The sequence below is a fragment of the Enterobacter sp. JBIWA008 genome (assembly GCF_019968765.1).
In the GTDB taxonomy this organism is placed as follows: Bacteria; Pseudomonadota; Gammaproteobacteria; order Enterobacterales; family Enterobacteriaceae; genus Enterobacter.
In genome coordinates, this window is sequence record NZ_CP074149.1 from 3072161 (window position 1) to 3097346 (window position 25186).

Here is a 25186-nt window from a genome sequence, read left to right on the forward strand (position 1 = left end):
AAACCATTAAGCACTTACCGGAGACGAGCAGACATAATTATATCGGCGCAGGTGTAGATGAAATTTATTTATTCAGCGCCTTCCGGAAAGATAAAAACGTTTTCTCAGGCGTTTTGTCGCGGTAGTCTCATAGGTTCCGTTTATATGACGGACGCAATGTGAGTGACCTTTTCTTATACCAATAATTAAAAATCAGTACGGACAGGACTACTATGGACTCCACCCTCATCTCCGATCGTCCCAACGAGGAGACACCTTCGCTCAATCGTGCCCGCCGCGCAGCACTCGGCAGCTTCGCGGGTGCCGTCGTCGACTGGTATGATTTTCTGCTTTACGGCATCACTGCCGCCCTGGTGTTTAACCGCGAGTTTTTCCCCCAGGTCAGCCCCGCGATGGGCACGCTCGCCGCGTTTGCCACCTTCGGCGTCGGCTTTCTGTTTCGCCCGCTGGGCGGTGTGATCTTCGGCCACTTCGGCGACCGCCTCGGCCGCAAGCGCATGCTGATGCTCACCGTCTGGATGATGGGGATCGCCACTGCGCTTATCGGTATTCTCCCCTCGTTTGCCTCTATCGGCTGGTGGGCACCGGTACTGCTGGTCACCCTGCGCGCCATCCAGGGCTTCGCCGTAGGCGGCGAATGGGGCGGTGCGGCACTGCTGTCCGTTGAGAGCGCGCCAAAAAATAAGAAAGCGTTTTACAGCAGCGGCGTGCAGGTGGGGTACGGCGTCGGCCTGCTGCTATCCACCGGGCTGGTATCGCTAATCAGCCAGCTCACCACCGACGAGCAGTTCCTGAGCTGGGGCTGGCGTATTCCGTTCATCTTCAGCATCGTGCTGGTCATTGCCGCGCTGTGGATCCGTAACGGAATGGAGGAGTCGGCAGAGTTCGAAAAGCAGCAGGAAAAACCGGCCGCTAACAAAAGACTTCCGGTCATGGAAGCCCTCGTCCGGCACCCTGGCGCTTTTCTGAAAATTATTGCCCTGCGCCTGTGCGAACTGCTGACGATGTATATCGTCACCGCGTTTGCCCTGAACTACTCGACGCAGAATCTCGGCCTGCCGCGCGAACTGTTCCTGAATATCGGCCTGCTGGTCGGCGGGATCAGCTGCCTGACAATCCCCTGCTTCGCCTGGCTGGCGGACCGGTTTGGCCGCCGTCGCGTTTACATCACCGGGGCGCTGATTGGTACCCTCAGCGCCTGGCCATTCTTTATGGCGCTGGAGGCGCAGTCGATCTTCTGGATTGTCTTCTTCGCCATCATGCTCGCGAATATCGCTCACGATATGGTGGTCTGTGTGCAACAGCCGATGTTTACCGAGCTGTTCGGCGCCAGCTACCGCTACAGCGGCGCGGGCGTGGGCTACCAGGTCGCAAGCGTGGTCGGCGGCGGGTTTACGCCGTTTATTGCCGCCGCGCTGGTGACCTTCTCCGGCGGCAACTGGCACAGCGTGGCGATTTATCTGCTGGCCGGTTGCCTGCTGTCGGCGGCGACGGCGCTGCTGATGAAAGAGACGAGCCACGGCTGATCTCCCTTTTGTTTCACAGGCGTGTGACATACTATCGGGTAGAGTCGCACACCTGTGGAACAAGGAGACAGAGATGAATAATAAGGGCTCCAGCCTGACCCCGGCTCAGGCGCTGGAAAAACTCGACGCGCTGTATGAACAGTCCGTCAACGCGCTGCGCGGCGCCATCAGCGAATATATCGAAACAGGGAAACTTCCCGACCAAAAGGCCAGAACCGAGGGCCTTTTTGTTTATCCATCGCTCTCTGTAACCTGGGACGGCAGCGCCAGCACGACGCCGAAAACCCGCGCCTACGCCCGTTTTACCCACTCCGGCTGCTACAGCACCACCGTCACCCGCCCTGCGCTGTTCCGACCGTATCTTGAAGAACAACTCACGCTGTTGTACCAGGATTACGGCGCGCACATTGCCGTTGAGCCCTCGCAGCATGAGATCCCGTATCCGTACGTGATTGACGGTTCGGCGCTAACCCTTGACCGCTCCATGAGCGCGGGGCTGACCCGCCACTTCCCGACGACGGAGCTTTCACAGATTGGCGATGAGACGGCCGACGGGATTTATCACCCGGCAGAATTTTCTCCCCTGTCGCATTTTGATGCCCGCCGGGTCGATTTCTCCCTGGCGCGCCTGCGCCACTACACCGGTACGCCAGTCGAACATTTCCAGCCGTTCGTGCTTTTTACCAACTATACCCGCTACGTTGACGAGTTTGTCCGCTGGGGCTGCAGCCAGATCCTCGATCCGGAAAGCCCGTACATCGCGCTGTCCTGCGCGGGCGGGATCTGGATCACCGCGGAGACCGAAGCGCCCGAGCAGGCCATTTCCGACCTGGCGTGGAAAAAGCACCAGATGCCCGCCTGGCACCTGATCACCGCCGACGGTCAGGGCATCACCCTGATCAACATCGGCGTTGGCCCGTCAAATGCCAAGACCATCTGCGACCATCTGGCGGTACTGCGCCCGGACGTGTGGCTGATGATTGGCCACTGCGGTGGCCTGCGTGAAAGCCAGCTGATTGGCGACTACGTGCTGGCCCACGCCTATCTGCGCGATGACCACGTGCTTGATGCGGTCCTGCCGCCGGACATCCCAATCCCGAGCATCGCCGAAGTACAGCGCGCGCTGTATGACGCCACTAAAGAGGTGAGCGGCATGCCGGGTGAAGAGGTTAAACAGCGCCTGCGCACCGGTACGGTCGTCACAACGGATGACCGCAACTGGGAGCTGCGCTACTCCGCCTCCGCGCTGCGGTTCAACCTGAGCCGCGCGGTGGCAATCGATATGGAAAGCGCCACCATTGCCGCGCAGGGGTATCGCTTCCGCGTTCCCTACGGCACGCTGCTTTGCGTCTCCGATAAGCCGCTGCACGGTGAAATTAAGCTGCCGGGCCAGGCCAACCGTTTCTACGAAGGGGCTATCTCTGAGCATCTGCAGATTGGTATACGCGCCATTGATTTGCTGCGGGCAGAAGGTGACAGGCTCCATTCCCGCAAGCTGCGCACCTTCAACGAGCCGCCGTTCCGCTAATAACGATAAGGAAAAACAATGTCCAGCACATCTCCGCTCTCTGCACTGCGCCACTGGCTTGAGGCCAGCCATCTCGACGGGATGATCGTCCCGCGCGCGGATGCCTGGCAGAGCGAATACTGCGCGCCTTACGACGAAAAGCTGGCCTGGCTGACGGGCTTTGACGGTTCGGCCGGCGTGGCGCTGGTGTTGAAAAACAAAGCGCTGCTGTTCGTCGACGGGCGCTATCAGGTTCAGGCGCGCGTTCAGGTCAATACGGATGAGGTTGAGATCCACCACCTGCACAACGAGCCGCTGGCAGAATGGCTTGCAGAAAACGTTGAGGCCGGAACGCGCATCGGTTTTGACGCGCTGCTGATGACCAATTCGGAGTTTGAGCAACTGTCTGCCACGCCGTGCGAGCTGGTACCTCTGAAGGCCTCGCCGTTTGACACCCTGTGGACTGACCGTCCTGCCGCACCGGCGGGTCTTATCCGTGAAATGCCGGTTGAACACAGCGGCGAACGCAGCGCGGACAAACGTCAGCGCGTCGCCGCCGTGCTGGCTGCAAACAATGCCGATTATCTCGCCGTCACCCTGCCGGATAACATCGCCTGGCTGTTAAACGTGCGTGGCTCCGATATTCCCTACAGCCCAGTACCGCTCTCCTTTGCCCTTCTTGGTCGTGACGGTCACGTTGAGTGGTTTGTTAACGACAATAAGCTCAGCGCCCTGCCTGACGATGTGCGCAATGCGTTCACCATTGCGCCGCAGGATACCTTTATTGAACGCTGCCAGCAGATTGCTGAAGGCAAACGGGTGATGGTTGATGCCGATTCCGCGCCGGTTGCCCTGCGCTTCGCCATTGAGCCACGGGGAGAAATTGTCTGGCGGACTGACCCCATCACCCTGATGAAATCGACTAAAAACCCGGTCGAGCTGGCAGGTTATCGCGAGTGCCATCACCAGGACGGGGCCGCGTGGGTCAACTTCCTCGCCTGGCTCAGCCGTGAAGTGCCGCTGCGCGAGGCGGCAGGGCAACCGCTCACCGAGCTGGACGCGCAGGCGCAGCAGCTTGCGTTCCGTCAACAGCAGCCCGGGTTCATCGAGCAGAGTTTTGCCACCATCTCCGCCTCTTCGAGCAATGCGGCGATGTGCCACTATCATTCGAGCGAGGCCAGCAATAAGCCTATCGGCCATGACCATTTTTACCTGAACGATTCCGGCGGCCAGTACGTAAACGGCACCACCGACGCCACGCGCACGCTGGCGTGGGGTAAAGTCGATCCGCAGCAGCGCCTGCACTACACTGCCGTGCTGAGAGGCTTTCTGTCGCTCATTACCCTGCAGTTCCCTTCCGGGACTCAGGGGCATCAGCTGGATGCGTTTGCGCGTCGCCCGCTGTGGGAGATGGGTCTGGATTACGATCACGGCACGGGACACGGGGTGGGACACCAGCTGCTGATCCATGAGAACCCGCATCGCATCGCCAAAAAGGTCAACCCGTGGCCGCTGGTGGCGGGCAATATCATGACTATCGAGCCGGGCTACTATCTGGGCGACAGCCACGGTATTCGTATTGAAAACCAGGTGGAGATTGTGGAGAGTCGTCCGGGGTTCTGCAGATTTGCCTCGCTGACGCTGATCCCGATTGATTTAAGCCAGGTGGAATTGCATCTGTTGAGCGAGCAGGAAAAGCAGTGGCTGGATGCGTATCACCGGCAGGTACGCGAGGCGCTCTCACCTCTGGTGAATAGCGATGCGCGTCCGTGGCTGTTTGAGGCGACGGCACCGATTGGCGTGTAATTTCGTGCGGTCTGGTGCCCTCACCCCATCCCTCTCCCGTGGGAGAGGGAGCAAATACTAAAAACGGCAACCTGGTTGCCGTTTTGCGTTTACCTTGCGCAGAAAAGCAAAAAGCCTGCTTTAAAAGCAGGCTTTTTAAATTTGGCTCCTCTGACTGGATGCGCTTTCTAATTTATCAGATTGAATTATATAGCATTTTTAAGGTTAACATGAGGCTCTTATTAAGGTCCCAAATGGTGCAACCGTCCATAAATGTTATTTATATCACTATTTTAAAGCGATCTTTTTACTTACTGATAGCGAAGCATACTTTCCTGTATTCATGTTTAGTAAGGCTACCACTAAATTAAGTGATGCAGAGCAATGAATGCATCGGGAGTATGCTGTTTATGCACAATGGAGCTTTATTGTATATTTCTTGATGGAAAACGGAGCTGCCAGCAGCCCCGCCTATTTATCTGAATGAAAATTCATACCTCCTGAAAATAGAAATTAAACTTACCGGTAACTTCTACCAGAGGGGAGGTGTTGTTAACTAATGTATATGTACTTTGCTGTCCAAACTCTGTCAGTAAAAAATTGTCAGGGTACCACCGCTCACCAGAAACTGTGAAGGTATGCTGAATACTCTGATTCCCATTATTAATTTCGAGAGTTACAGGCACTGCAGTGCTCTCTTCGATAGAAGCGACACTCATATATTCACGGGTTGGCGAAGTTCGGGTGTATATAACATGTGATGATGCATCGGCGGGAAGAACAAATCCGATAGTATCGCTCTGGATTTCCCATAGCTGGAGATAAAAACTCACCTGAACAGGGTTTCCGGAAATGGTGCTGTTGATTGCATAAAAATTATAGGACTCTCCGGGCTCCATTGTAAGATCAAGACTACGACCTTCCCACTTACAATTCTCAGCTAAATATTGATAGTTCGCCGATTCAAATTTGAATTGCCCGATGATGTTACCCTTGGTATTTTCAAGTTCCACAGTTACAGGGTATTCTGATGACTTCAGCATGGATAATGTAAAAGATTCGTACGTTTCAGCGGTTAATGTAGTCAGTAAGCTACGCTCTCCCGAACCGGCCGGGAGGGAGATATCCGTAGATTTTTCCGTTGCCGGATAAAAGTTGAGAGAAAAGTCTCCACTGGTGGAGGTATCGGTCATAACGTAAAAATTCAGCGTCTGACCTGCGGGGATCAGAAAATCTGAATCATAGGCGGTATAGTCAAATCCGAGAAAGGTACTCTTAAGAATTTCTGATTCACTCCAGCCAACACCAAGACTGAAATAATTAACCTCCACTGAAGAGGAGAGTCGTTCTACTGAAAACATTTCATCTTCCGCAGGCGTGCGCTGGTAAAATTGGGAGTATTGAAACACCCCACTGGAATCTGGACCTTCTGAAAAATATGGCACAATTTCACTTTCGCTAATTTTATCGTTCATATAAGACATGACCTTCTTAGTGGCAATTATAATGAAAGGGCTGAGTAAACACTACATGAACATAAAAGCATATTATTCGATGAGTCACGGAGCTATATTTGAATCCGAACAGAGCAAAAAAGAGAGATTTGCCCACTGGCAGCAGCATGACTGACTGGTATTATTCCGTGAGTACGGAATCCTCTTGCGAGTAGGAGTAAAGCGTCGGGGACAACGAAACTGCAGGTATTTGCAGGTACGATCCGCAAAACTACTAACCGCAGGCGCTGAAGGCGCCAGGGATGAGAGTCAGGACATCAAATGTGTATTTCAGCAAGCATCGTAACAATTGAGGAGCTAAAGCGGCTATCAGGCTCCAGGCAAAATGGGAAGCGAGAAGTTTTACCTTCTCACAATTAAAGGTTTGATCTGCAGATACAGCCCTGAGCTGTCGCCGAGTTTGAAGGGTTTGTTTGCGGGCTTGAGCTTGCGGATAGCGGTATCTGTTAATGCCATAACAGGGGGCTTCATTTGCTCACTGAACCGTGAGGTCCCCGATCAATCCCCAAAAACCACAGATGTCAAAAAACCCGGCAATCCTTTCCAGGACAGCCGGGTCAATATAACTGCTTTTTTTAAAAACGTCTTAAGACTCTCTGAGATGTCTTGAGACTAAAATTTGGCTCCTCTGACTGGACTCGAACCAGTGACATACGGATTAACAGTCCGCCGTTCTACCGACTGAACTACAGAGGAATCGTGTGAACGGGGCGAATATTATCGATGCTCCCCCGGGATGTCAAAGGCAGAATGCACATTTTCGATCGTTTGCCGAATTATTCTCCACTTCGCGCAATTGTCAGGCATTTTTCCGCGGATATTTCCACAGCCAGCGCCCGCTGACCATCCGCCAGTAGAACAGCGCACCCCGTACGGCCCAGTCGAGGAACATCCCCAGCCAGACGCCGACCACGCCCCATCCGAGCATCACCCCGAGCGTATACCCCGCGACAACACGACATCCCCACATGCCGAGCATCGATACCCACATCGCAAAGCGGGCATCGCGCGCCCCTTTCAGCCCGGCGGGCAATACCCATGAGGCCGCCCAGATGGGCATAAAGGCCGCGTTGAGCCAGATGAGGATCTTAACGACCTCTTTAACGTCGTCTTCGTGGGTATAGAACGAGGCCATCAGCCCGGCAAACGGCGCGGTTCCCCAGGCGATCAGGGTCAGCCCAATGGTCGACAGCCAGAACACGTGACGCAGCTGCCGCTCCGCCTGGCCTATCTGCCCTTTCCCGAGCCGCTTACCCGTAATAATGGTCGATGCCGAACCCAGCGCGTTACCCGGCAGGTTAATCAGCGAGGCAATCGAAAAGGCGATAAAGTTACCGGCGATAACGTCGGTTCCCATCCCGGCGACAAACATTTGCGTGAGTAGCTTCCCGCCGTTGAACAATACCGATTCAATGCTCGCGGGAATGCCGATACCCATCACTTCCCAGATAATGGCGAAATTAAAGGGGCGAAAATAGCTTTTTAGCGTCAGACGCAGCGAGGGGGTGATCCCCGCCATCAGCACCCCGATGATGGCTGCCGCACCGATATAGCGTGAAATGGTTAACCCCAGTCCGGCACCGACGAACCCCAGTCCATCCCACGAGAACACGCCGTAGATCAGCACGCTGCTGATAATGATATTCAGGATATTCATCCCGCCGTTGATCAGCAGCGGAATTTTTGTGTTGCCCGCCCCGCGCAGCGCACCGCTGCCAATCAGCGCAATGGCCGCCGCCGGATAGCTTAAGACGGTCATTTCCAGGTAGGTCAGCGCCAGGTCTTTAACCTCGTTCGTGGCCTCGCCGGCGACAAAGTCGATAATCTCTTTACCGAAATAGTGGATCACCGCCGCCATAACGATCGAAAAAATGGTCATGATCATTAGCGACTGGCGGGCCGCCTCGCGCGCGCGTTTGGGGTCAAGCTTGCCGAGGCTAAAAGCCACCACCACCGTCGTCCCGAGATCTATGGCGGCAAAAAACGAGATCACCACCATGTTAAAGCTGTCCGCCAGCCCAACCCCAGCCATCGCCTCTTTGCCGAGCCAGCTCACCAGGAAGGTGCTAAGAACCCCCATCAGCAGAACGCAGGTATTTTCCAGGAAGATAGGCACGGCAAGAGGGGTGATTTCACGCCAGAACAGAACACGATAGCTTTTACGTTTTGCATACCATGGCGTGCGCGTTATCGCCTGGCGTAAGGAGGCAGTGACGTTCAAAATGGACCTTAGAGAGAAAAGTTGAAACTCCATTTCAAATGATGGGGGACAAATGCTAATCCTGCAAAGTATTTCCCAGAAAAAGATGTGTGGATTTACAACAAACTGACGACAGAATCGGCAATCGGTCGATTTTTCCTAAGATCAGGTTTGACAAAACTTTTTTCGCCGCTAAGATAAGCCTCCACAACGATTCCTCTGTAGTTCAGTCGGTAGAACGGCGGACTGTTAATCCGTATGTCACTGGTTCGAGTCCAGTCAGAGGAGCCAAATTTAAAAAGCCTGCTTTTAAAGCAGGCTTTTTGCTTTGCGGATGAGGGAAAATGAACGCTCTGTTTGTCTACGGCACGCTGCGCCCGGGCCACTCTAATGCGCATATTCTTGAAAACATCGGCGGCGAATGGCTGGCGGGTTCCGTATCAGGTACGTTTTACGAACGCGGATGGGGAGCTGCGGCGGAATTCCCGGGGATTGTGCTCCACCCCGATGCCCCCCGCGTCGAAGGCTATCTGTTTATCTCTGATAACCTTGCCGCACACTGGCCAATGCTGGATGAGTTTGAAGACGGCTACGATCGGGTTGAGGTCACGGTGACCACCCTTGAAGGCAAGCTGGTTAAGGCCTGGATTTATCAGCTACAGCCGCGTTCTGCGTCATAAAAAAAGGCTCTCTGTCACCAGAGAGCCTTTTTCACTATTCGCTGCGATTACTCGCTTTTTGCTTCGCCGTTTTTAATTTCGCCCATCACTTTCAGCTTCTTGGAGATGTCGCGACGCTCTTTGGACAGCTCAGCGTTTTTGATGATGTAGTCATCAACACGGTCTTCATAGTCGCTCTTCATGCTGGCGATGATGCCCTGAATAGCCTCAACGCTCATACCTGGCTTGATGTAGTCGCTCAGGTTGTCGAGCAGCAGAACACGTTTCTGGTTGTCACGGATCTTCTTCTCAACGTCCTGGATTTCACGCTGCAGTTTGTTTTTGCGGCGGAACAGGCGGACGAATTCCAGAACATCCTGGAACGAAGGCTTGGTAGTTTCCATTTTTACACCCCTGATAATGTGAGATTCGGATTCGTAAGGCAACCGTTGTAACAGACACCGGCTGCGAATGACAATGAGTATATCGTTTAAAGCTATCATAACCCCAATTGCTGCTGAATCGAAGCAGCAGCCGTCACATACGCCTTTTATTTGCGCAGCGCCCGGCAAATAAGGTGCGATAGCAGCTCAAGCTGCCGCGCCAGTTCCATACTCAGCCAGACGTAGCCATGAATAGGCGTTTCCGCCACGTTATCGCTCTGGCGTTCATTGATTAACTGCTTCAGCTCCGCAACGATCTCATTCAGTCGCTCGCTGTTGGCCAGTATCGGCTGCGGGTTGCCTTCATAGAGCGCATGGGCGATGGTCAGCAACGTTTGCTGCGTCATCTGCTGGGTTTCTTTCAAAGTCTGCGCGTTAAGCATCAAGAGATGGCTGGGACGCGAGGCCCAGTGGGCGTTGATTTGCAGTTCAAGCATGCAGACCAGATTGCGGCTTACCGTCTGGATGGCTTCGAAAATCGATTTCTGTATATGGGTTTCTTTGCTGGCGGGCGTGATCAGGCCGCGCATTTTGACCACGTCGTTGAGGATCGTTTGCAGATGCTTTTCCAGCCGGGGACGCTCGACCAGATTCGGGGAAAAACCGGCCTGATAGACGCGGTTAAAGGTGGTAACGTAGTTCGCCATCTGAATACGCCAGTGCAGAAAAGCCCGCTGCGGCCAGATACCGGTGAAGAGCATGGCCAGCAGTGACCCCAGGATAACATCCCCGCTTCGCCACAGCGCCGTGGTCATATCCCCGGCGGGCGCACCGACCACCACCGCGAGAGTAATCCCAATCAGCAAGGCCTGATACGGTCTTTTGCCCAACGCCAGCCAGCCGCACAGGAACATGGCACCACCGCACCATGCCAGCATCACGGGAAACGAGATAAGCTCCAGCTTCAGGGCGATAAGCCCAAGGGCCGAGCCTAAAACCGTCCCGCCAATTCGCTCGAAGGCGCGCGGAACAACGTTCCCCCAAAACGAGATGGGCCCCATCACCACCACCAGCGTGATCAGCGGCCATGTTCCTTCCGGAACATCCAGCAAACGAACCAGTACAAACGTCAATACGAACGCCAGCGCGATGCGGCACCCGTGCACCACGCGGTAATGTTTGTACAACCGAATTTCAAAAGGGGTTAATGATTTGTCGGGACGCACACCCGCTCTCCAGCTACACGGCAAATCACAATTGTACTGTGTTTTCAGCCGGGCGGATCGCTCCCGGCTGAAAAACCCTTCATTTAGCAGGATTAAGCCGTTTTATGCTCTACCGCGATATACATTTCGATATCCCAGTAGCCGTCTGCATTGCCGTCATTGAGATAGCGCTCGAAGCAGGGTTTAAGCGCCATCTGGTATTTATTATCCTGCAGCAGGGAGTTGAAGAACTGATACCACGGCGTGGCGAAGTCGTAGTTTTCCACGCGCGCCGTGGCCACGGCATAATCCCCGGCCGCGATTTCGGTCATCATGACGCCTTCGCTGTTTTCCGGGATAACGAAATCGTCCGGTACCGTAACGGCTGTATCACAACGCAGTTTTTCTGCCGGGACCTCGTCGGGGTTATCGTAGTAGACCGCAACCCACTCAAGTGGCTCAATGTGGCGCCCGTCCACCCACATGACCAGCTGTTCAAAGCCCTGTTTTACCGTTTGTTCCCACGGTCCGACCAAATGAAAACCGGCAATCTTACGTTTCTGTTGCTGCTTGATGCTGTAGTCCATGCTGCCTCCATTTATTACTGTATATATATACACTATAAAGCGGATTCTGAGGGTTCAGCAAACGTGAAGTGTTTATTATGTGAGCAGACTCGCAACCCTGCCAGTCTGCTCGTCAACCGCTAGAGCGTGTGATGCAGATAATCGCTCATGCGTGAGAACAGTCCACCTTTATCAACGGCTTCCAGCGTCACCAGCGGCCAGTGCGCTACCACCTTGTCGCGGTCATAGAGCTGGATTTCTCCGACCCGCTGATGCGCGGCAATCGGTGCTTCCAGCTCTTTTTTATCCAGCACGTATTTGGCTTTGATGTTCGGCACTTCCGCTTTCGGTAAGGCCAGCCAGAAGTCCTGGTCAGTGCCCAGTTTCACCTGCTCCTTATCGCCGTACCAGATACGCTCTGTCCCTACTTTTTTACCGTTATGCAGGATCTGCACCGTATCGAAATTCTGCTGCCCCCAGTGCAGCAGTTTTCGGGCCTGGTCCTCACGCCCTTTCGGGCTGTCCGCCCCCATGACTACTGCGATTAAACGGCGCTGGCCGTCAACGGCAGAAGCAATCAGGTTAAAGCCCGCGCCAGACGTGTGACCGGTTTTAAGCCCGTCAACGTTCATGGTCTTATCCCACAACAGGCCGTTACGGTTCTGCTGGGTGATCCCGTTCCAGGTCAGGCTCTTTTCGCTGTACATATGATAAAACTCAGGCTCGCCGTGGATGATGGCCCGGGAGAGTACGGCCAGATCATAGGCAGAGCTGTGTTGGCCCGGCGCGTCCAGCCCGTGGACGGTTTCAAAATGCGTATCGCGCAGGTTCAGCTTTTGCACATAGTCGTTCATCATCTTCACAAACTGCGGCTGCCCGCCCGCCACGTGATCGGCCAGCGCCACGCAGGCATCGTTGCCAGAATCAACGATCAGGCCGCGGCTTAAGTCACGCACGCTGACGCGTTCGCCCTCTTTCAGGAACATCAGCGACGAGCCGTCAAACACCGGGTTACCTTTTGCCCAGGCATCGCGTCCTACGGTGACAATGTCGTCCGGCGTAATACGATGGCTATCAATGGCCCGATCAACCACATACCCCGTCATCAGCTTGGTCAGGCTCGCCGGATTACGTTGCTGATGTTCGTTGCCCGCCGTTAAGATCTGACCAGTCGTGTAGTCCATCAGCACCCATGAGCCAGCCTGAATGGCCGGCGGCTGCGGCGAAAAATCCAGTGGTTCGGCCGCAAAAGCAGATGAGACACTCGAAGCGAGTAAAGAAACAGCAATAAACAGACGGCGTTTCAACGGTATATCCTCAGGTCATTAAAAATCGATGATCTTTTTACGGGAGTTCTGATGTCGTTACCTGGCTTAATTGCAAAAAAATGTGACAGAACGCAGATTTTTCTCGGAAGCTGGCGCGCAAATTTGCGCCACGACGGTGCTTTTTATTCGGCCTGACCCGCACGATCGTTTACCATAGTGACGTCATTTTTTAACAGGATGGTATTACTGGTGTCTGACTCTGCCGCTCGCCCGACTTTTTTGTTCCACGACTACGAAACCTTTGGCACTCACCCGGCGCTGGACCGACCGGCGCAGTTTGCCGCCATCCGTACCGACGACGAATTCAACATCATTGGCGAGCCTGAGGTCTTTTACTGCAAACCGGCTGATGACTACCTGCCGCAGCCCGGGGCGGTCATGGTTACCGGCATTACGCCTCAGGAAGCGCGGGAAAAAGGCGTTAACGAGGCTGAATTCGCCCGACGCATCCACGATCTGTTTACCGTTCCCAATACCTGCGTGGTTGGTTACAACAACATTCGCTTCGATGACGAAGTAACGCGCAACATCTTCTATCGCAACTTCTACGATCCCTATGCCTGGAGCTGGCAAAACCGTAATTCGCGCTGGGACTTGCTCGACATCATGCGCGCCTGTTATGCCCTGCGTCCTGAGGGCATTAACTGGCCGGAAAATGAGGAAGGACTGACGAGCTTCCGGCTGGAACACCTGACGCGCGCCAACGGCATCGAGCACAGCAATGCTCACGACGCGATGGCGGACGTCTATGCCACCATTGCCATGGCGAAGCTGGTGAAAACCGCCCAGCCCCGACTGTTTGAGTATCTGCTGAGCCACCGCAGTAAACAAAAATTGACCACGCTGATTGACGTTCCACAAATGAAGCCGCTGGTGCATATTTCCGGCATGTTTGGCGCCTGGCGCGGCAATACCAGCTGGGTCGCTCCGCTGGCGTGGCATCCGGACAACCGTAATGCGGTCATCATGGTGGATTTAGCCGGCGATATTTCGCCGCTGCTTGAGCTCGACAGCGATACCCTGCGTGAACGGCTTTATACCCCGAAAAATGAACTCGGCGATCTGCCTGCGGTACCGATCAAACTGGTGCATATCAATAAATGTCCGGTACTGGCGCAGGCGAATACGCTGCGTCCGGAAGATGCGGACAGGCTGGGCATCAACCGTCAGCACTGCCTCGATAATCTGAAAGTGCTGCGCGATAATCCGCAGGTGCGCGAAAAAGTGGTTGCTATCTTTGCCGAGGCGGAGCCGTTCGTGCCGTCCGAAAACGTGGATGCCCAGCTCTACAACGGCTTCTTCAGCGATGCCGATCGCGCGGCGATGAATATCGTTCTGCAAACCGAGCCGCGCAACTTACCGGCGCTGGATATCACCTTCGCCGATAAACGCATCGAAAAGCTGATGTTTAATTACCGCGCGCGTAACTACCCCGGCACGCTGGACGAGGCAGAGCAGGATCGCTGGCTGCAGCATCGTCGCAATGTCTTTACCCAGGAGTTTCTTAACAGCTATGCCCAGGAGCTGGAAATGCTTTATGGCCAGTATGAAGGGAATGCTGAGAAACAGGCACTGTTGAAATCCCTGTTCCAGTACGCTCAAGAGATTGTCTGAGTGAGGGGTATAAAAAAAGCCGGAGGCGATGTCTCCGGCTTTTTTTTGCCCGATGGCGCTGCGCTTACGCGACGTCTTCGTACTGAGGAACCGGGTTACGGAAGCTCTTCGTGACGCAGGCCAGGTAAATCAGGCCGATACCCGCCCAAATCAGGCCTAGCACCATAGAGCTCTCTTCCAGGTTAACCCACAGCGCACCCACGGTCAGGGCACCGCACATCGGCAGGAACAGATACTGGAAGTGATCTTTCAGCGTCTTGTTACGCTTTTCACGGATCCAGAACTGCGAGATAACCGACAGGTTAACAAAGGTGAACGCCACCAGCGCACCGAAGTTGATCAGCGCCGTTGCCATTACCAGGTCAAAGTTAATCGCCAGAAGCGCGATCGCACCGACCAGGATGATGTTCATCGCCGGGGTACGCCAGGTTGGATGAACGTAGCCGAAGAAGCTTTTCGGGAATACGCCATCGCGGCCCATAACGTACATCAGACGCGCAACGCCTGCATGCGCGGCCATACCGGACGCCAGTACGGTGATGGTGGAGAAGATCAGCGCGCCGACCTGGAACGCTTTACCCGCCACATAGAGCATAATTTCCGGCTGAGACGCATCCGGATCCTTAAAGCGAGAGATATCCGGGAAGTACAGCTGCAGGAAATAGGTCGAGAAAATAAAGATCAGACCGCCAATCAGCGCCGTCAGGAAAATTGCGCGAGGAATTACGCGCTCTGCATCTTTCGTTTCTTCGGACAGGTTGCTGATGCCGTCAAATCCGGTAAAGGAGAAGCACAGAATTGTTGCCCCGGTAATCATCGGGATCACATGTGCATCACCAGACCAGAATGGCTTGCTGCTCGCCAACGTGCCAGCACCTTCACCGTGGAACACGCCATAGATCACCATGCCAAGAATAACGGCAATCAGGACGACCTGAAGGACGACGATAACGGAGTTAAAGTTGGCAACGGACTTGATGCTGCGCAGGTTAAAGGCCGTCATAAAGGCCACCAGCGCCACGACAAACATCCAGGATGGAATCGACGGCACCAGGGCTTCAAAATAAATTTTTGCCAGCAGAATATTGATCATCGGCGCGAACAGATAGTCGAGCAGCGAAGACCAGCCCACCATAAAGCCAACTGTCGGGCTGATGGATTTCTGGGCATAGGTGTAGGCAGAACCGGCAGACGGATAGCGACGCACCAGCTTACCGTAGCTGAGCGCGGTAAAGAGGATCGCAATCAGCGCGAAGCCGTAAGCCGTCGGCACATGACCGTCTGTGAGGCCTGATACGATACCGAATGTATCGAACAGCGTCATCGGTTGCATATAGGCAAGGCCCATCATAACAACCGGAATCAACGTAAGCGTTTTACGTAATTCCACGCGAGAGGTGTTTGGAGTTGCGTTATGCGACATAGTTATTCTCCTTTACGGTGATAACCGCCACGTAAGCGAAAAATTGCCCCATTTCTTTATTCCTCAGCGACAACAACTGTCGGATTTTAGTAAATATCTATCCGGTACGAAGCCCGGCCTCTTGGTTTTTAGTTTCGTTTCGTACATGCAAAAAAAAATAACCGACGCCTTTTATATCGTCGATTATTCATTTGGTTGCAGCGGCGGCATTTTGCCCCACATCGGATACAAAAGGCAATACTTTACAAAGCACGGGACAATTTTCTTTTTGCTAACTGGCTGATTTCTGGACGCCGGGCTGAGAGTAAACGGCGGCGATAGCACTATTTGCTAAAATCTCGTCTCGCCACCAGGCGCAGGCTAGCCCTGCTGTTTGTTCATTCCAGCCTACCCACACCGATTCATTACTGTTTTGAGCAAGTACCTGTTTTTCAACAAGCGCACCGCTATCAATAAAGCGCTGCGCCAGATAACGCGGCAAATAGCCGCAGCCCAGACCGCTAATTTGCAGTTCCAGCTTGGTTTTATAGTCGAAAACGGTAATGGCCTCCTGCTCATCAAGCAGCTGCGAGGAGACCGAAGATTCCGGACGAGAGCTGTCCCCGACCACGATGGCGCGGTAGCCTTTAATCACGCGACGGTTGATAGGCTCGGGTTCCTGAGCCAGGGGATGATGGGGCGCCACGGCAAATACTTGCTCCAGCACGCCCAGCCGGGCGAAACCAAAATCACTCAGTTGGGGAGGCTCATGCAGCGCACCAACGAAAATATCCGCCCTGCCCTGCGTTAAGGCATCCCAGGAGCCCCCCAGCACGCCGTTGATAAAAATAAGCCGGGTCACGCTGTGGTGTTGATAGAAGGCTTCAATCAGCGGCGTCAGCAGAGAAAACGGAAAGGTATCATCCACGCCAATAACCAGCTCGTTTTCCCATCCCTGATGGAGTTTTACGGCCTGTTTTTCCAGTTCACGAACGGTATGGAGGACTTCGCGGCCTTTTTCCAGCAGCATCTGTCCGGTACGGGTGAAACGGGCACGATGCCCGGAGCGATCGAGGATCTGGATATTGAGATCGCTTTCCAGTTTTTGAACGGTATAGCTCAACGCAGATGGGGTTTTGTAGAGCTTTGCTGACGCAGCGGCAAAGCTCCCCTCTTTTTCCAGAGCATCCAGAATAATAAGAACATCCAGCAGCGGTTTCATGCTCGCCCCCCTTCTGGTGCGCGATTGTCTCCGCTGCGGGACTTATTCCATGGGCATCACCAGCGGATCGGGATACTGATACTCAAACCCCAGTTCATGACAAATGCGATTGCCATCAACAATTTTGCCTTTACCGTCATCCTTTGCCTCACCAAAAACCGGCGGCGCCAGGCCCAGCTGACGTGCCATCAGCGGGTAAAATGTGCTGCGTGCCGGATGAGAAGGTGCACATATATTATAGATGTGTCCACCTTTGGGAGCCTGCAAGAGTAGCTCAATCGCGCCTACAACATCGTCAAGATGCACAAGATTGACGACATGCTGGCCGTCTGGCGCAGACTTTCCGGCAAAAAAGCGTCCCGGATGGCGGCCAGGGCCCACCAGCCCCGCCAGACGTACGATATCGACCTGCGTGCCGGGAAGATTATGCAGCCAGTCTTCCAGCTCTTTCAGAACCTGACCGCTCGCCGTAACGGGACGGCGCTCGGAACTCTCTTTTACCACGCCCTCAACCTCGCCATAGACCGACGTCGAGCTGGTAAAAATAATGCGCGGAACATGGTGCGCCAGCGCGCTGTCGACGATCTCCTGCATCGCCTGCAGATAAAACGACTCGCCCGGGCCACTGCGCCGCGCGGGGAGCGTGATAACCAGCGCATCGACGTTCATCAGCGTGTCCAGATCGTCAGCATCACACACCAGCTCCGGTTCAAGGCGCAGCTCAACGCCATCAATACCGCACATGCGCGCCGCCTCTACCCCATCCGCCGTGGTTTTGCTCCCGGTCACCTGCCAGCCTTTCGCGGCTAATGACATCGCCAGCGGCATTCCCAGCCATCCTAAACCGACAATCGCGACCTTTTTCATGCGAATTCTCCTGACTCTCACTCGTCTTTTATAAGGCTACGCCAGCCCGGCAGAACACACAATTCATTGCATCAATATGAAATGAATTAATGATCAAAAAAAGCCCTTGCAATATGTTGTACAACTGGTTTAGGTTAAAAGACATCAAATGAATAAGCATTCATCGAGAATTTATATGACACGCGTTCAATTTAAACACCACCATCATCACCATCATCCTGACTAGTCTTTCAGGCGATGTGTGCTGGAAGACGTTTGGATCTTCCAGTGGTGCATGAACGCATGAGAAAGCCCCCGGAAGATCTTCTTCCGGGGGCTTTTTTTTGGACCGAATTCAGACAGGTTAAAACAGGTTAACGAGGAATAAAGAATGTTAGATAACTCACGCTTACGCATAGCTATTCAAAAATCAGGCCGCTTGAGTGACGATTCACGCGAACTGCTGGCCCGCTGCGGGATTAAAATTAACCTGCACACCCAGCGCCTGATTGCTCTGGCTGAAAACATGCCCATCGACATTCTGCGCGTGCGTGATGACGATATTCCCGGCCTGGTCATGGATGGCGTCGTTGACCTCGGCATCATCGGGGAAAACGTGCTGGAAGAAGAGCTGCTGACCCGCCGCGCGCAGGGCGAAGATCCGCGTTACTTCACCCTGCGTCGTCTGGACTTCGGCGGCTGCCGCCTGTCGCTGGCAACGCCGGTTGACGAAGCGTGGGACGGCCCGGCCGCGCTGAACGGCAAACGTATCGCCACCTCTTACCCTCACCTGTTAAAGCGTTATCTCGACCAGAAAGGCGTGCAGTTTAAGTCCTGCCTGCTGAACGGCTCTGTTGAAGTGGCGCCGCGTGCGGGTCTGGCGGACGCCATCTGTGACCTCGTCTCTACCGGCGCGACGCTGGAAGCCAACGGTCTGCGCGAAGTAGAAGTGATTTACCGCTCTAAAGCGTGCCTGATTCAGCGCGACGGCGAGATGGCAGACGCCAAGCAGCAGCTGATTGACAAGCTGCTGACCCGCATTCAGGGCGTGATTCAGGCGCGTGAGTCCAAATACATCATGATGCACGCCCCAACCGAGCGTCTGGATGAAGTGATTGCCCTGCTGCCGGGCGCTGAGCGCCCAACCATCCTGCCGCTGGCGGGCGATCAGCAGCGCGTGGCGATGCACATGGTGAGCAGCGAAACCCTGTTCTGGGAAACCATGGAAAAACTGAAGGCGCTGGGCGCAAGCTCCATCCTGGTGCTGCCTATTGAGAAGATGATGGAGTAATGGCCATGAGCTTTAACACAATCATCGACTGGAATACCTGTAGCGACGCACGGCAGCGCGAGCTGCTGATGCGCCCGGCAATTTCCGCCTCTGAAAGCATCTCACGCACCGTGGCGGAGATCCTGGACAACGTCAAAGCCCGTGGCGATGACGCGCTGCGGGAATACAGCGCGAAGTTTGATAAGACGGAAGTCGGCGCATTACAGGTTACCGGGCAGGAAATTATTGATGCCAGCAATCGTCTGGGCGACGACATCAAGCAGGCGATGGCCGTTGCGGTGAAAAACATTGATACCTTCCACACCGCGCAAAAGCTGCAGACCGTAGATGTCGAAACCCTGCCCGGCGTGCGTTGCCAGCAGGTCACGCGCCCGGTTGCGTCCGTCGGCCTCTATATTCCTGGCGGCTCGGCCCCGCTTTTCTCCACCGTACTGATGCTGGCGACCCCCGCGCGTATTGCCGGGTGTCAGAAAGTAGTGCTGTGTTCTCCGCCACCGATCGCAGACGAGATCCTTTATGCGGCAAAGCTGTGCGGCGTGCAGGCGGTCTATAAGGTGGGCGGCGCGCAGGCGATTTCAGCCCTGGCGTTCGGGACGGAATCCATTCCGAAGGTCGACAAAATTTTTGGGCCGGGCAATGCGTATGTGACCGAAGCCAAGCGTCAGGTCAGCCAACGTCTGGACGGCGCGGCCATCGATATGCCTGCCGGCCCGTCTGAGGTACTGGTGATTGCCGACAGCGGCGCAACGCCGGACTTTGTGGCGTCCGACCTGCTTTCTCAGGCGGAACACGGCCCGGACTCGCAGGTCATTCTGCTGACACCGGATGCCGATATAGCGAAACGCGTGGGCGAAGCCGTGGAGCGTCAGCTTGCCGACCTGCCCCGCGCCGACACGGCACGCCAGGCGTTAGCGGCCAGCCGCCTGATTGTGGCGCGCGATCTGGACCAGTGCATTGCTATCTCCAACCAGTACGGTCCGGAGCACCTGATCATTCAGACCCGTAACGCGCGCGATCTGGTCGACAGCATTACCAGCGCGGGCTCGGTGTTCCTCGGCGACTGGTCACCGGAGTCCGCGGGGGATTACGCCTCCGGCACCAACCACGTGCTGCCCACGTATGGCTACACCTCAACCTGTTCCAGCCTGGGTCTGGCGGATTTCCAGAAGCGCATGACCGTGCAGGAGCTTTCCCGCGAAGGGTTTGCCTCACTGGCTTCTACTATTGAAACTCTGGCCGCCGCCGAGCGACTGACCGCCCACAAAAATGCCGTTACGCTGCGCGTTGCAGCCCTGAAGGAGCAAGCATGAACATTGAAGAATTAGCCCGCGAAAATGTCCGTCGCCTGACGCCTTACCAGTCTGCACGTCGTCTGGGCGGCAAAGGGGATGTCTGGCTGAACGCTAACGAATTCCCGACGGCGGTGCAGTTTGAGCTATCGCAGCAAACGCTGAACCGGTATCCGGAGTGTCAGCCAAAAGCGGTGATTGAAAACTACGCGCAGTACGCGGGCGTGAAGCCAGAGCAGGTGCTGGTCAGCCGCGGTGCGGATGAGGGTATTGAACTGCTGATCCGCGCCTTCTGCGAGCCGGGCAAAGACGCCGTCATGTACTGCCAGCCTACCTACGGCATGTACAGCGTCAGCGCGGAAACCTTCGGCGTGGCGTGCCGCAACGTGCAGGCGCTGGATAACTGGCAGCTGGATCTGCAGGGCATCGCCGACAATCTCGATGGTGTAAAAGTCGTGTTTGTTTGCAGCCCAAACAACCCAACCGGACAGATTATCAATCCGCAGGATATCCGCACCCTGCTGGAGATGACGCGCGGTAAAGCGCTTGTGGTTGCCGACGAAGCCTACATCGAGTTCTGCCCACAGGCGACGCTGGCAGGCTGGCTGGAAGAGTATCCGCACCTGGTGGTACTGCGTACGCTGTCGAAAGCCTTTGCCCTTGCGGGTCTGCGCTGCGGATTCACCCTGGCGAATAAAGAGGTCATCGACCTGCTGCTGAAAGTGATCGCCCCGTACCCGCTCTCGACGCCGGTTGCCGATATTGCGGCACAGGCGCTGACGCCACAGGGGATCAACGCGATGCGCGAGCGCGTGGCGCAAATCCTGGAGGAACGACAGTATCTGGTGACCGCCCTCAAGGGTATCCCTTGCGTGGAGCAGGTGTTCGACTCGGAAACCAACTACATCCTGGTGCGTTTCACCGCCTCCAGTGCCGTATTTAAATCTTTATGGGATCAGGGCATTATCTTACGAGACCAGAATAAACAACCTTCTCTGAGCGGTTGCCTGCGCATTACCGTCGGCACACGCGCAGAGAGCCAGCGCGTGATTGACGCCCTGAAAGCGGAGAAAGTATGACCCAGAAGATCCTTTTCATCGATCGTGACGGCACCCTTATTTCGGAGCCACCAGCCGATTTTCAGGTCGATCGATTCGACAAGCTGGCTTTTGAACCGGACGTAATCCCGGTGCTGCTTAAGCTGCAAAAAGCCGGGTATAGGCTGGTGATGATCACCAATCAGGACGGTCTGGGTACCGACAGCTTCCCGCAGGCAGACTTTGACGGCCCGCATAATCTGATGATGCAGGTGCTGACCTCGCAGGGCGTGGTATTTGATGAAGTCCTGATTTGTCCGCACATGCCGGCCGACGAGTGCGACTGCCGTAAGCCAAAGGTGAAGCTGGTAGAGCGCTATCTGGCTGAAGATGCGCTGGATAAAAGCAACAGCTACGTCATCGGCGATCGCATCACCGATATTACGCTGGCGGAAAACATGGGCATCGCGGGGCTGCGCTACGACCGCAACAACCTGAACTGGGCGAAGATTGGCGAGCAGCTGACAAAGCGCGACCGCTATTCCCACGTTGAGCGCAACACCAAAGAGACGCAGATTGATGTGAAGGTCTGGCTGGATCGTGAAGGCGGCAGCAAGATCCACACCGGCGTCGGTTTCTTCGACCACATGCTGGACCAGATTGCCACCCACGGCGGTTTCCGCATGGAGATCGCGGTAAAAGGCGACCTTTATATCGACGATCACCACACCGTGGAAGATACCGGCCTGGCGCTGGGTGAAGCTCTGAAGCTGGCGCTCGGCGACAAGCGTGGCATTAACCGTTTCGGCTTTGTCCTGCCGATGGACGAGTGTCTGGCGCGCTGCGCGATGGACATCTCCGGTCGTCCGCACCTGGAGTATAAAGCCGATTTCACCTACCAGCGCGTGGGCGATCTGAGCACCGAAATGGTTGAGCACTTCTTCCGCTCATTGTCCTACACCATGGGCCTGACGCTGTACCTGAAGACCAAGGGCAAGAATGACCACCACCGCGTGGAGAGTCTCTTCAAAGCCTTTGGCCGTACCCTGCGCCAGGCAATTCGCGTGGAAGGTGACGCCCTGCCTTCATCGAAAGGAGTGCTGTAATGAACGTGGTCATTCTGGATACCGGATGCGCCAACCTGAACTCCGTAAAATCGGCGATTGCGCGCCACGGCTATGAGCCGGTGGTAAGCCGTGACCCGGACGTGGTGCTGCGCGCCGACAAACTCTTTTTACCGGGCGTGGGAACCGCGCAGGCCGCGATGGATCAGATTCGCGAACGCGAGCTGGTCGACCTGATCAAAGCCTGTACCCAGCCGGTGCTGGGCATTTGCCTGGGCATGCAGATCCTGGGCCGCCGCAGCGAAGAGAGCAACGGCGTCGACCTACTGGGCATTATTGATGAAGACGTGCCGAAAATGACCGACCACGGCCTGCCTCTGCCGCATATGGGCTGGAACCGCGTTTACGCCAAAGCGGGCGACAGGCTTTTTCGCGGCATTGAAGACGGCGCGTATTTTTACTTCGTACACAGCTACGCCATGCCGGTGAACGTGAATACGATCGCCCAGTGCACCTACGGCGAGGCGTTTACGGCAGCCGTACAGAAAGACAATTTCTTCGGCGTGCAGTTTCACCCGGAGCGCTCTGGCGCCGCGGGCGCGCAGCTGCTGAAAAACTTCCTGGAGATGTGATGATTATTCCCGCGTTAGATTTAATTGACGGCACGGTTGTCCGTCTTCATCAGGGTGATTACGGCAAGCAGCGCGACTACGGAAACGACCCGCTGCCGCGTCTGAAGGATTATGCCGCCCAGGGTGCGCAGGTACTGCATCTGGTGGATTTGACGGGCGCGAAAGATCCGGCGAAGCGCCAGATCCCGCTGCTTAAACAACTTGTTGCGGGTGTTGATGTGCCCGTCCAGGTCGGCGGCGGCGTGCGTACGGAAGATGACGTCGCGGCGCTGCTGGATGCTGGCGTGGCCCGCGTGGTGGTAGGTTCAACCGCCGTGAAAGATCCTGAGACGGTGAAAGGCTGGTTCCGCCGCTTTGGCGCCGACGCCCTTGTACTGGCGCTGGACGTTCGTATTGACGAACAGGGCAATAAGCAGGTGGCGGTAAGCGGCTGGCAGGAAAACTCCGGCGTGACGCTGGAGGAACTGGTCGACATGTATCTCCCGGTTGGCCTGAAGCACGTGCTGTGTACGGATATCTCCCGCGACGGTACGCTGGCGGGCTCTAACGTCTCGCTGTATGAAGAGGTCTGTGCGCGTTATCCGCAGGTAGCGTTTCAGTCTTCTGGCGGTATAGGTGATATAAGCGACGTAGCCGCGCTGCGCGGTACCGGTGTGCAGGGTGTGATTGTGGGCCGGGCCCTGCTGGAGGGTAAATTTACTGTGACGGAGGCGATTCAATGCTGGCAAAACGGATAATCCCATGCCTGGACGTACGCGATGGTCAGGTCGTGAAAGGCGTGCAGTTCCGCAACCACGAGATCATTGGCGACATCGTCCCGCTGGCAAAACGCTATGCCGATGAAGGCGCAGACGAGCTGGTCTTTTATGATATCACCGCTTCCAGCGATGGCCGAGTGGTCGACAAAAGCTGGGTGGCTCGCGTGGCGGAGGTGATCGACATTCCGTTCTGCGTGGCGGGCGGAATTAAGTCCGCTGACGACGCGGCCAAAATTCTCTCGTTTGGTGCCGACAAGATTTCGATTAACTCCCCTGCCCTGGCCGACCCTGAGCTGATCACCCGCCTCGCCGATCGTTTTGGCGTGCAGTGTATTGTGGTTGGGATCGACACCTGGTATGACGCCGCAACGGGCAAGTACCACGTGAACCAGTACACCGGGGATGAAAACCGCACGCGCGTGACGCAGTGGGAAACGCTCGACTGGGTGCAGGAAGTGCAGAAGCGTGGCGCTGGCGAGATTGTCCTCAACATGATGAACCAGGACGGCGTGCGTAACGGGTATGACCTCGAGCAGCTGAAAAAAGTCCGTGCGGTCTGCCACGTTCCGCTGATCGCCTCCGGCGGCGCGGGCACCATGGAACACTTTCTTGAAGCCTTCCGCGATGCGAACGTGGACGGCGCGCTGGCCGCATCCGTGTTCCACAAACAGATTATTAATATTGGTGAGTTAAAAACGTACCTGGCCGGCCAGGGCGTGGAGATCAGGGTATGTTAACAGAGCAACAACAGGCGCAGCTGGACTGGGAAAAAACTGACGGATTACTGCCGGTAGTTGTCCAGCATGCCGTCTCAGGCGAAGTGCTGATGCTGGGATATATGAACCAGGACGCGCTGGCGACAACGATCGACAGTGGCAAAGTGACCTTCTACTCCCGCACGAAACAGCGCCTGTGGACCAAAGGGGAGACCTCGGGTCATTTCCTCAATGTGGTCAGCATGACGCCCGACTGCGATAACGACACCCTGCTGGTACTGGCAAACCCGATCGGCCCAACCTGCCATAAAGGTACCAGCAGCTGCTTCGGCGAGACGAGCCACCAGTGGTTGTTCCTGTATCAACTGGAACAGCTGCTGGCAGAGCGTAAAACGGCGGATCCCGAGAGTTCTTATACTGCGAAACTGTACGCCAGCGGCACCAAGCGCATCGCACAGAAGGTGGGGGAAGAAGGCGTTGAGACCGCGCTGGCCGCGACCGTGCATGACCGCGAGGAGCTGACGAATGAAGCGTCTGATTTGATGTATCACCTGCTGGTGCTGCTGCAGGATCAGGAGCTGGATTTGACGGCGGTGATTGAAACTCTTCGCAAACGTCACAAATAAAAAAACCGGGGAAAAT

Annotated in this window: 24 protein-coding genes, 2 tRNA genes, 1 pseudogene and 1 other annotated feature; of the genes and pseudogenes, 15 read left to right on the top strand and 12 right to left on the bottom strand. The window is 55.5% G+C overall.

Annotated elements, in window-relative coordinates; all coding sequences use genetic code 11:
• The first annotated feature begins 212 nt into the window (after positions 1-212).
• The 3 genes from shiA to KGP24_RS14830 all read left to right on the top strand — a co-directional run bounded on the left by shiA (position 213) and on the right by KGP24_RS14830 (position 4839).
• Positions 213-1526, top strand: coding sequence for a shikimate transporter (gene shiA, locus KGP24_RS14820; protein WP_223560945.1), 1314 nt, complete (start codon positions 213-215; stop codon positions 1524-1526).
• 73 nt (positions 1527-1599) lie between these two features.
• Positions 1600-3054 carry an AMP nucleosidase gene (locus KGP24_RS14825; RefSeq protein WP_223560946.1) on the top strand — a complete coding sequence of 485 codons (1455 nt, stop codon included), beginning with the start codon at positions 1600-1602 and terminating at the stop codon, positions 3052-3054.
• Positions 3055-3072: 18 nt separating this feature from the next.
• On the top strand, positions 3073-4839 hold the full coding sequence (locus tag KGP24_RS14830; protein WP_223560947.1) for an aminopeptidase P family protein: 1767 nt from the start codon (positions 3073-3075) through the stop codon (positions 4837-4839).
• Positions 4840-5309: 470 nt separating this feature from the next.
• On the opposite strand, the gene KGP24_RS14835 is transcribed toward KGP24_RS14830, so the two are convergent.
• The 4 genes and pseudogenes from KGP24_RS14835 to emmdR form a co-directional block, all read right to left on the bottom strand.
• On the bottom strand, positions 5310-6293 hold the full coding sequence (locus KGP24_RS14835) for a hypothetical protein (RefSeq protein WP_223560948.1): 984 nt from the start codon (positions 6291-6293) through the stop codon (positions 5310-5312).
• A gap of 399 nt (positions 6294-6692) precedes the next feature.
• A pseudogene (locus KGP24_RS14840) lies at positions 6693-6788 on the bottom strand (DUF4102 domain-containing protein); the annotation flags it as partial.
• Between the two features lie 164 nt (positions 6789-6952).
• Positions 6953-7028: transfer RNA gene (locus KGP24_RS14845), tRNA-Asn, on the bottom strand.
• 103 nt (positions 7029-7131) lie between these two features.
• Positions 7132-8586, bottom strand: coding sequence for a multidrug efflux MATE transporter EmmdR (gene emmdR, locus KGP24_RS14850; RefSeq protein WP_282454301.1), 1455 nt, complete (start codon positions 8584-8586; stop codon positions 7132-7134).
• Between the two features lie 161 nt (positions 8587-8747).
• On the opposite strand from emmdR, the gene KGP24_RS14855 reads away from it, so the two are divergent.
• Positions 8748-8823, top strand: a tRNA-Asn gene (locus KGP24_RS14855).
• Positions 8824-8876: 53 nt separating this feature from the next.
• On the top strand, positions 8877-9212 hold the full coding sequence (locus KGP24_RS14860; RefSeq protein ID WP_223560949.1) for a gamma-glutamylcyclotransferase family protein: 336 nt from the start codon (positions 8877-8879) through the stop codon (positions 9210-9212).
• Between the two features lie 47 nt (positions 9213-9259).
• Here KGP24_RS14860 and KGP24_RS14865 read toward each other — a convergent pair whose 3' ends face one another.
• The 4 genes from KGP24_RS14865 to dacD all read right to left on the bottom strand — a co-directional run bounded on the left by KGP24_RS14865 (position 9260) and on the right by dacD (position 12652).
• The gene (locus KGP24_RS14865) at positions 9260-9595 is read right to left on the bottom strand and encodes a DUF496 family protein (protein WP_008499467.1); all 336 of its coding nucleotides are present in this window, start codon (positions 9593-9595) and stop codon (positions 9260-9262) included.
• Positions 9596-9741: 146 nt separating this feature from the next.
• On the bottom strand, positions 9742-10800 hold the full coding sequence (locus tag KGP24_RS14870; protein ID WP_223560950.1) for an FUSC family protein: 1059 nt from the start codon (positions 10798-10800) through the stop codon (positions 9742-9744).
• 92 nt (positions 10801-10892) lie between these two features.
• Positions 10893-11366 (bottom strand): DNA gyrase inhibitor SbmC, encoded by a 474-nt coding sequence (gene sbmC, locus KGP24_RS14875; RefSeq protein WP_033145946.1) that lies wholly within the window; start codon positions 11364-11366, stop codon positions 10893-10895.
• Between the two features lie 119 nt (positions 11367-11485).
• The gene (dacD, locus tag KGP24_RS14880) at positions 11486-12652 is read right to left on the bottom strand and encodes a serine-type D-Ala-D-Ala carboxypeptidase DacD (protein WP_223560951.1); all 1167 of its coding nucleotides are present in this window, start codon (positions 12650-12652) and stop codon (positions 11486-11488) included.
• A 207-nt stretch (positions 12653-12859) separates the two neighbouring features.
• Here dacD and sbcB point away from each other — a divergent pair, with 207 nt between their 5' ends.
• A complete protein-coding gene (sbcB, locus tag KGP24_RS14885) occupies positions 12860-14287 on the top strand; it encodes an exodeoxyribonuclease I (RefSeq protein ID WP_223563514.1) in 1428 nt (475 codons plus the stop codon).
• A gap of 64 nt (positions 14288-14351) precedes the next feature.
• Here the strand turns inward: sbcB and plaP are convergent, their stop codons facing one another.
• The 4 genes from plaP to KGP24_RS14905 all read right to left on the bottom strand — a co-directional run bounded on the left by plaP (position 14352) and on the right by KGP24_RS14905 (position 17778).
• Positions 14352-15710, bottom strand: a complete 1359-nt coding sequence (gene plaP / locus KGP24_RS14890; protein WP_023312362.1) for a putrescine/proton symporter PlaP — start codon at positions 15708-15710, stop codon at positions 14352-14354.
• Positions 15700-15762, bottom strand: a complete 63-nt coding sequence (gene yoeI, locus KGP24_RS14895; RefSeq protein ID WP_099458931.1) for a membrane protein YoeI — start codon at positions 15760-15762, stop codon at positions 15700-15702. The genes plaP and yoeI overlap by 11 nt, the downstream gene beginning before the upstream one ends.
• Positions 15763-15981: 219 nt before the next feature.
• Complete coding sequence (locus KGP24_RS14900; protein WP_223560952.1) at positions 15982-16911, bottom strand: LysR substrate-binding domain-containing protein; 930 nt, start codon at positions 16909-16911, stop codon at positions 15982-15984.
• A 42-nt stretch (positions 16912-16953) separates the two neighbouring features.
• A complete protein-coding gene (locus KGP24_RS14905) occupies positions 16954-17778 on the bottom strand; it encodes an SDR family oxidoreductase (protein ID WP_223560953.1) in 825 nt (274 codons plus the stop codon).
• A gap of 175 nt (positions 17779-17953) precedes the next feature.
• On the opposite strand from KGP24_RS14905, the gene hisL reads away from it, so the two are divergent.
• From hisL to hisIE, 9 genes are all read left to right on the top strand, one after another.
• Complete coding sequence (hisL, locus tag KGP24_RS14910) at positions 17954-18004, top strand: his operon leader peptide (RefSeq protein ID WP_001364200.1); 51 nt, start codon at positions 17954-17956, stop codon at positions 18002-18004.
• Positions 17980-18103: a sequence feature (His leader region), on the top strand. It overlaps the preceding gene by 25 nt.
• Before the next feature lie 45 nt (positions 18104-18148).
• Positions 18149-19048 (top strand): ATP phosphoribosyltransferase, encoded by a 900-nt coding sequence (hisG, locus tag KGP24_RS14915; RefSeq protein WP_000886595.1) that lies wholly within the window; start codon positions 18149-18151, stop codon positions 19046-19048.
• 5 nt (positions 19049-19053) lie between these two features.
• Positions 19054-20358 (top strand): histidinol dehydrogenase, encoded by a 1305-nt coding sequence (gene hisD, locus KGP24_RS14920; RefSeq protein WP_223560954.1) that lies wholly within the window; start codon positions 19054-19056, stop codon positions 20356-20358.
• Positions 20355-21416, top strand: coding sequence for a histidinol-phosphate transaminase (hisC, locus tag KGP24_RS14925; RefSeq protein ID WP_223560955.1), 1062 nt, complete (start codon positions 20355-20357; stop codon positions 21414-21416). The genes hisD and hisC overlap by 4 nt, the downstream gene beginning before the upstream one ends.
• On the top strand, positions 21413-22480 hold the full coding sequence (hisB, locus tag KGP24_RS14930) for a bifunctional histidinol-phosphatase/imidazoleglycerol-phosphate dehydratase HisB (RefSeq protein WP_223560956.1): 1068 nt from the start codon (positions 21413-21415) through the stop codon (positions 22478-22480). Before hisC ends, hisB begins: the two co-directional genes overlap by 4 nt.
• A complete protein-coding gene (gene hisH, locus KGP24_RS14935) occupies positions 22480-23070 on the top strand; it encodes an imidazole glycerol phosphate synthase subunit HisH (protein WP_032646447.1) in 591 nt (196 codons plus the stop codon). The genes hisB and hisH overlap by 1 nt, the downstream gene beginning before the upstream one ends.
• On the top strand, positions 23070-23807 hold the full coding sequence (gene hisA / locus KGP24_RS14940; RefSeq protein WP_223560957.1) for a 1-(5-phosphoribosyl)-5-[(5-phosphoribosylamino)methylideneamino]imidazole-4-carboxamide isomerase: 738 nt from the start codon (positions 23070-23072) through the stop codon (positions 23805-23807). The genes hisH and hisA overlap by 1 nt, the downstream gene beginning before the upstream one ends.
• The gene (hisF, locus tag KGP24_RS14945; RefSeq protein ID WP_223560958.1) at positions 23789-24565 is read left to right on the top strand and encodes an imidazole glycerol phosphate synthase subunit HisF; all 777 of its coding nucleotides are present in this window, start codon (positions 23789-23791) and stop codon (positions 24563-24565) included. Before hisA ends, hisF begins: the two co-directional genes overlap by 19 nt.
• Positions 24559-25170, top strand: a complete 612-nt coding sequence (gene hisIE / locus KGP24_RS14950) for a bifunctional phosphoribosyl-AMP cyclohydrolase/phosphoribosyl-ATP diphosphatase HisIE (RefSeq protein ID WP_223560959.1) — start codon at positions 24559-24561, stop codon at positions 25168-25170. Before hisF ends, hisIE begins: the two co-directional genes overlap by 7 nt.
• Positions 25171-25186 lie beyond the last annotated feature (16 nt).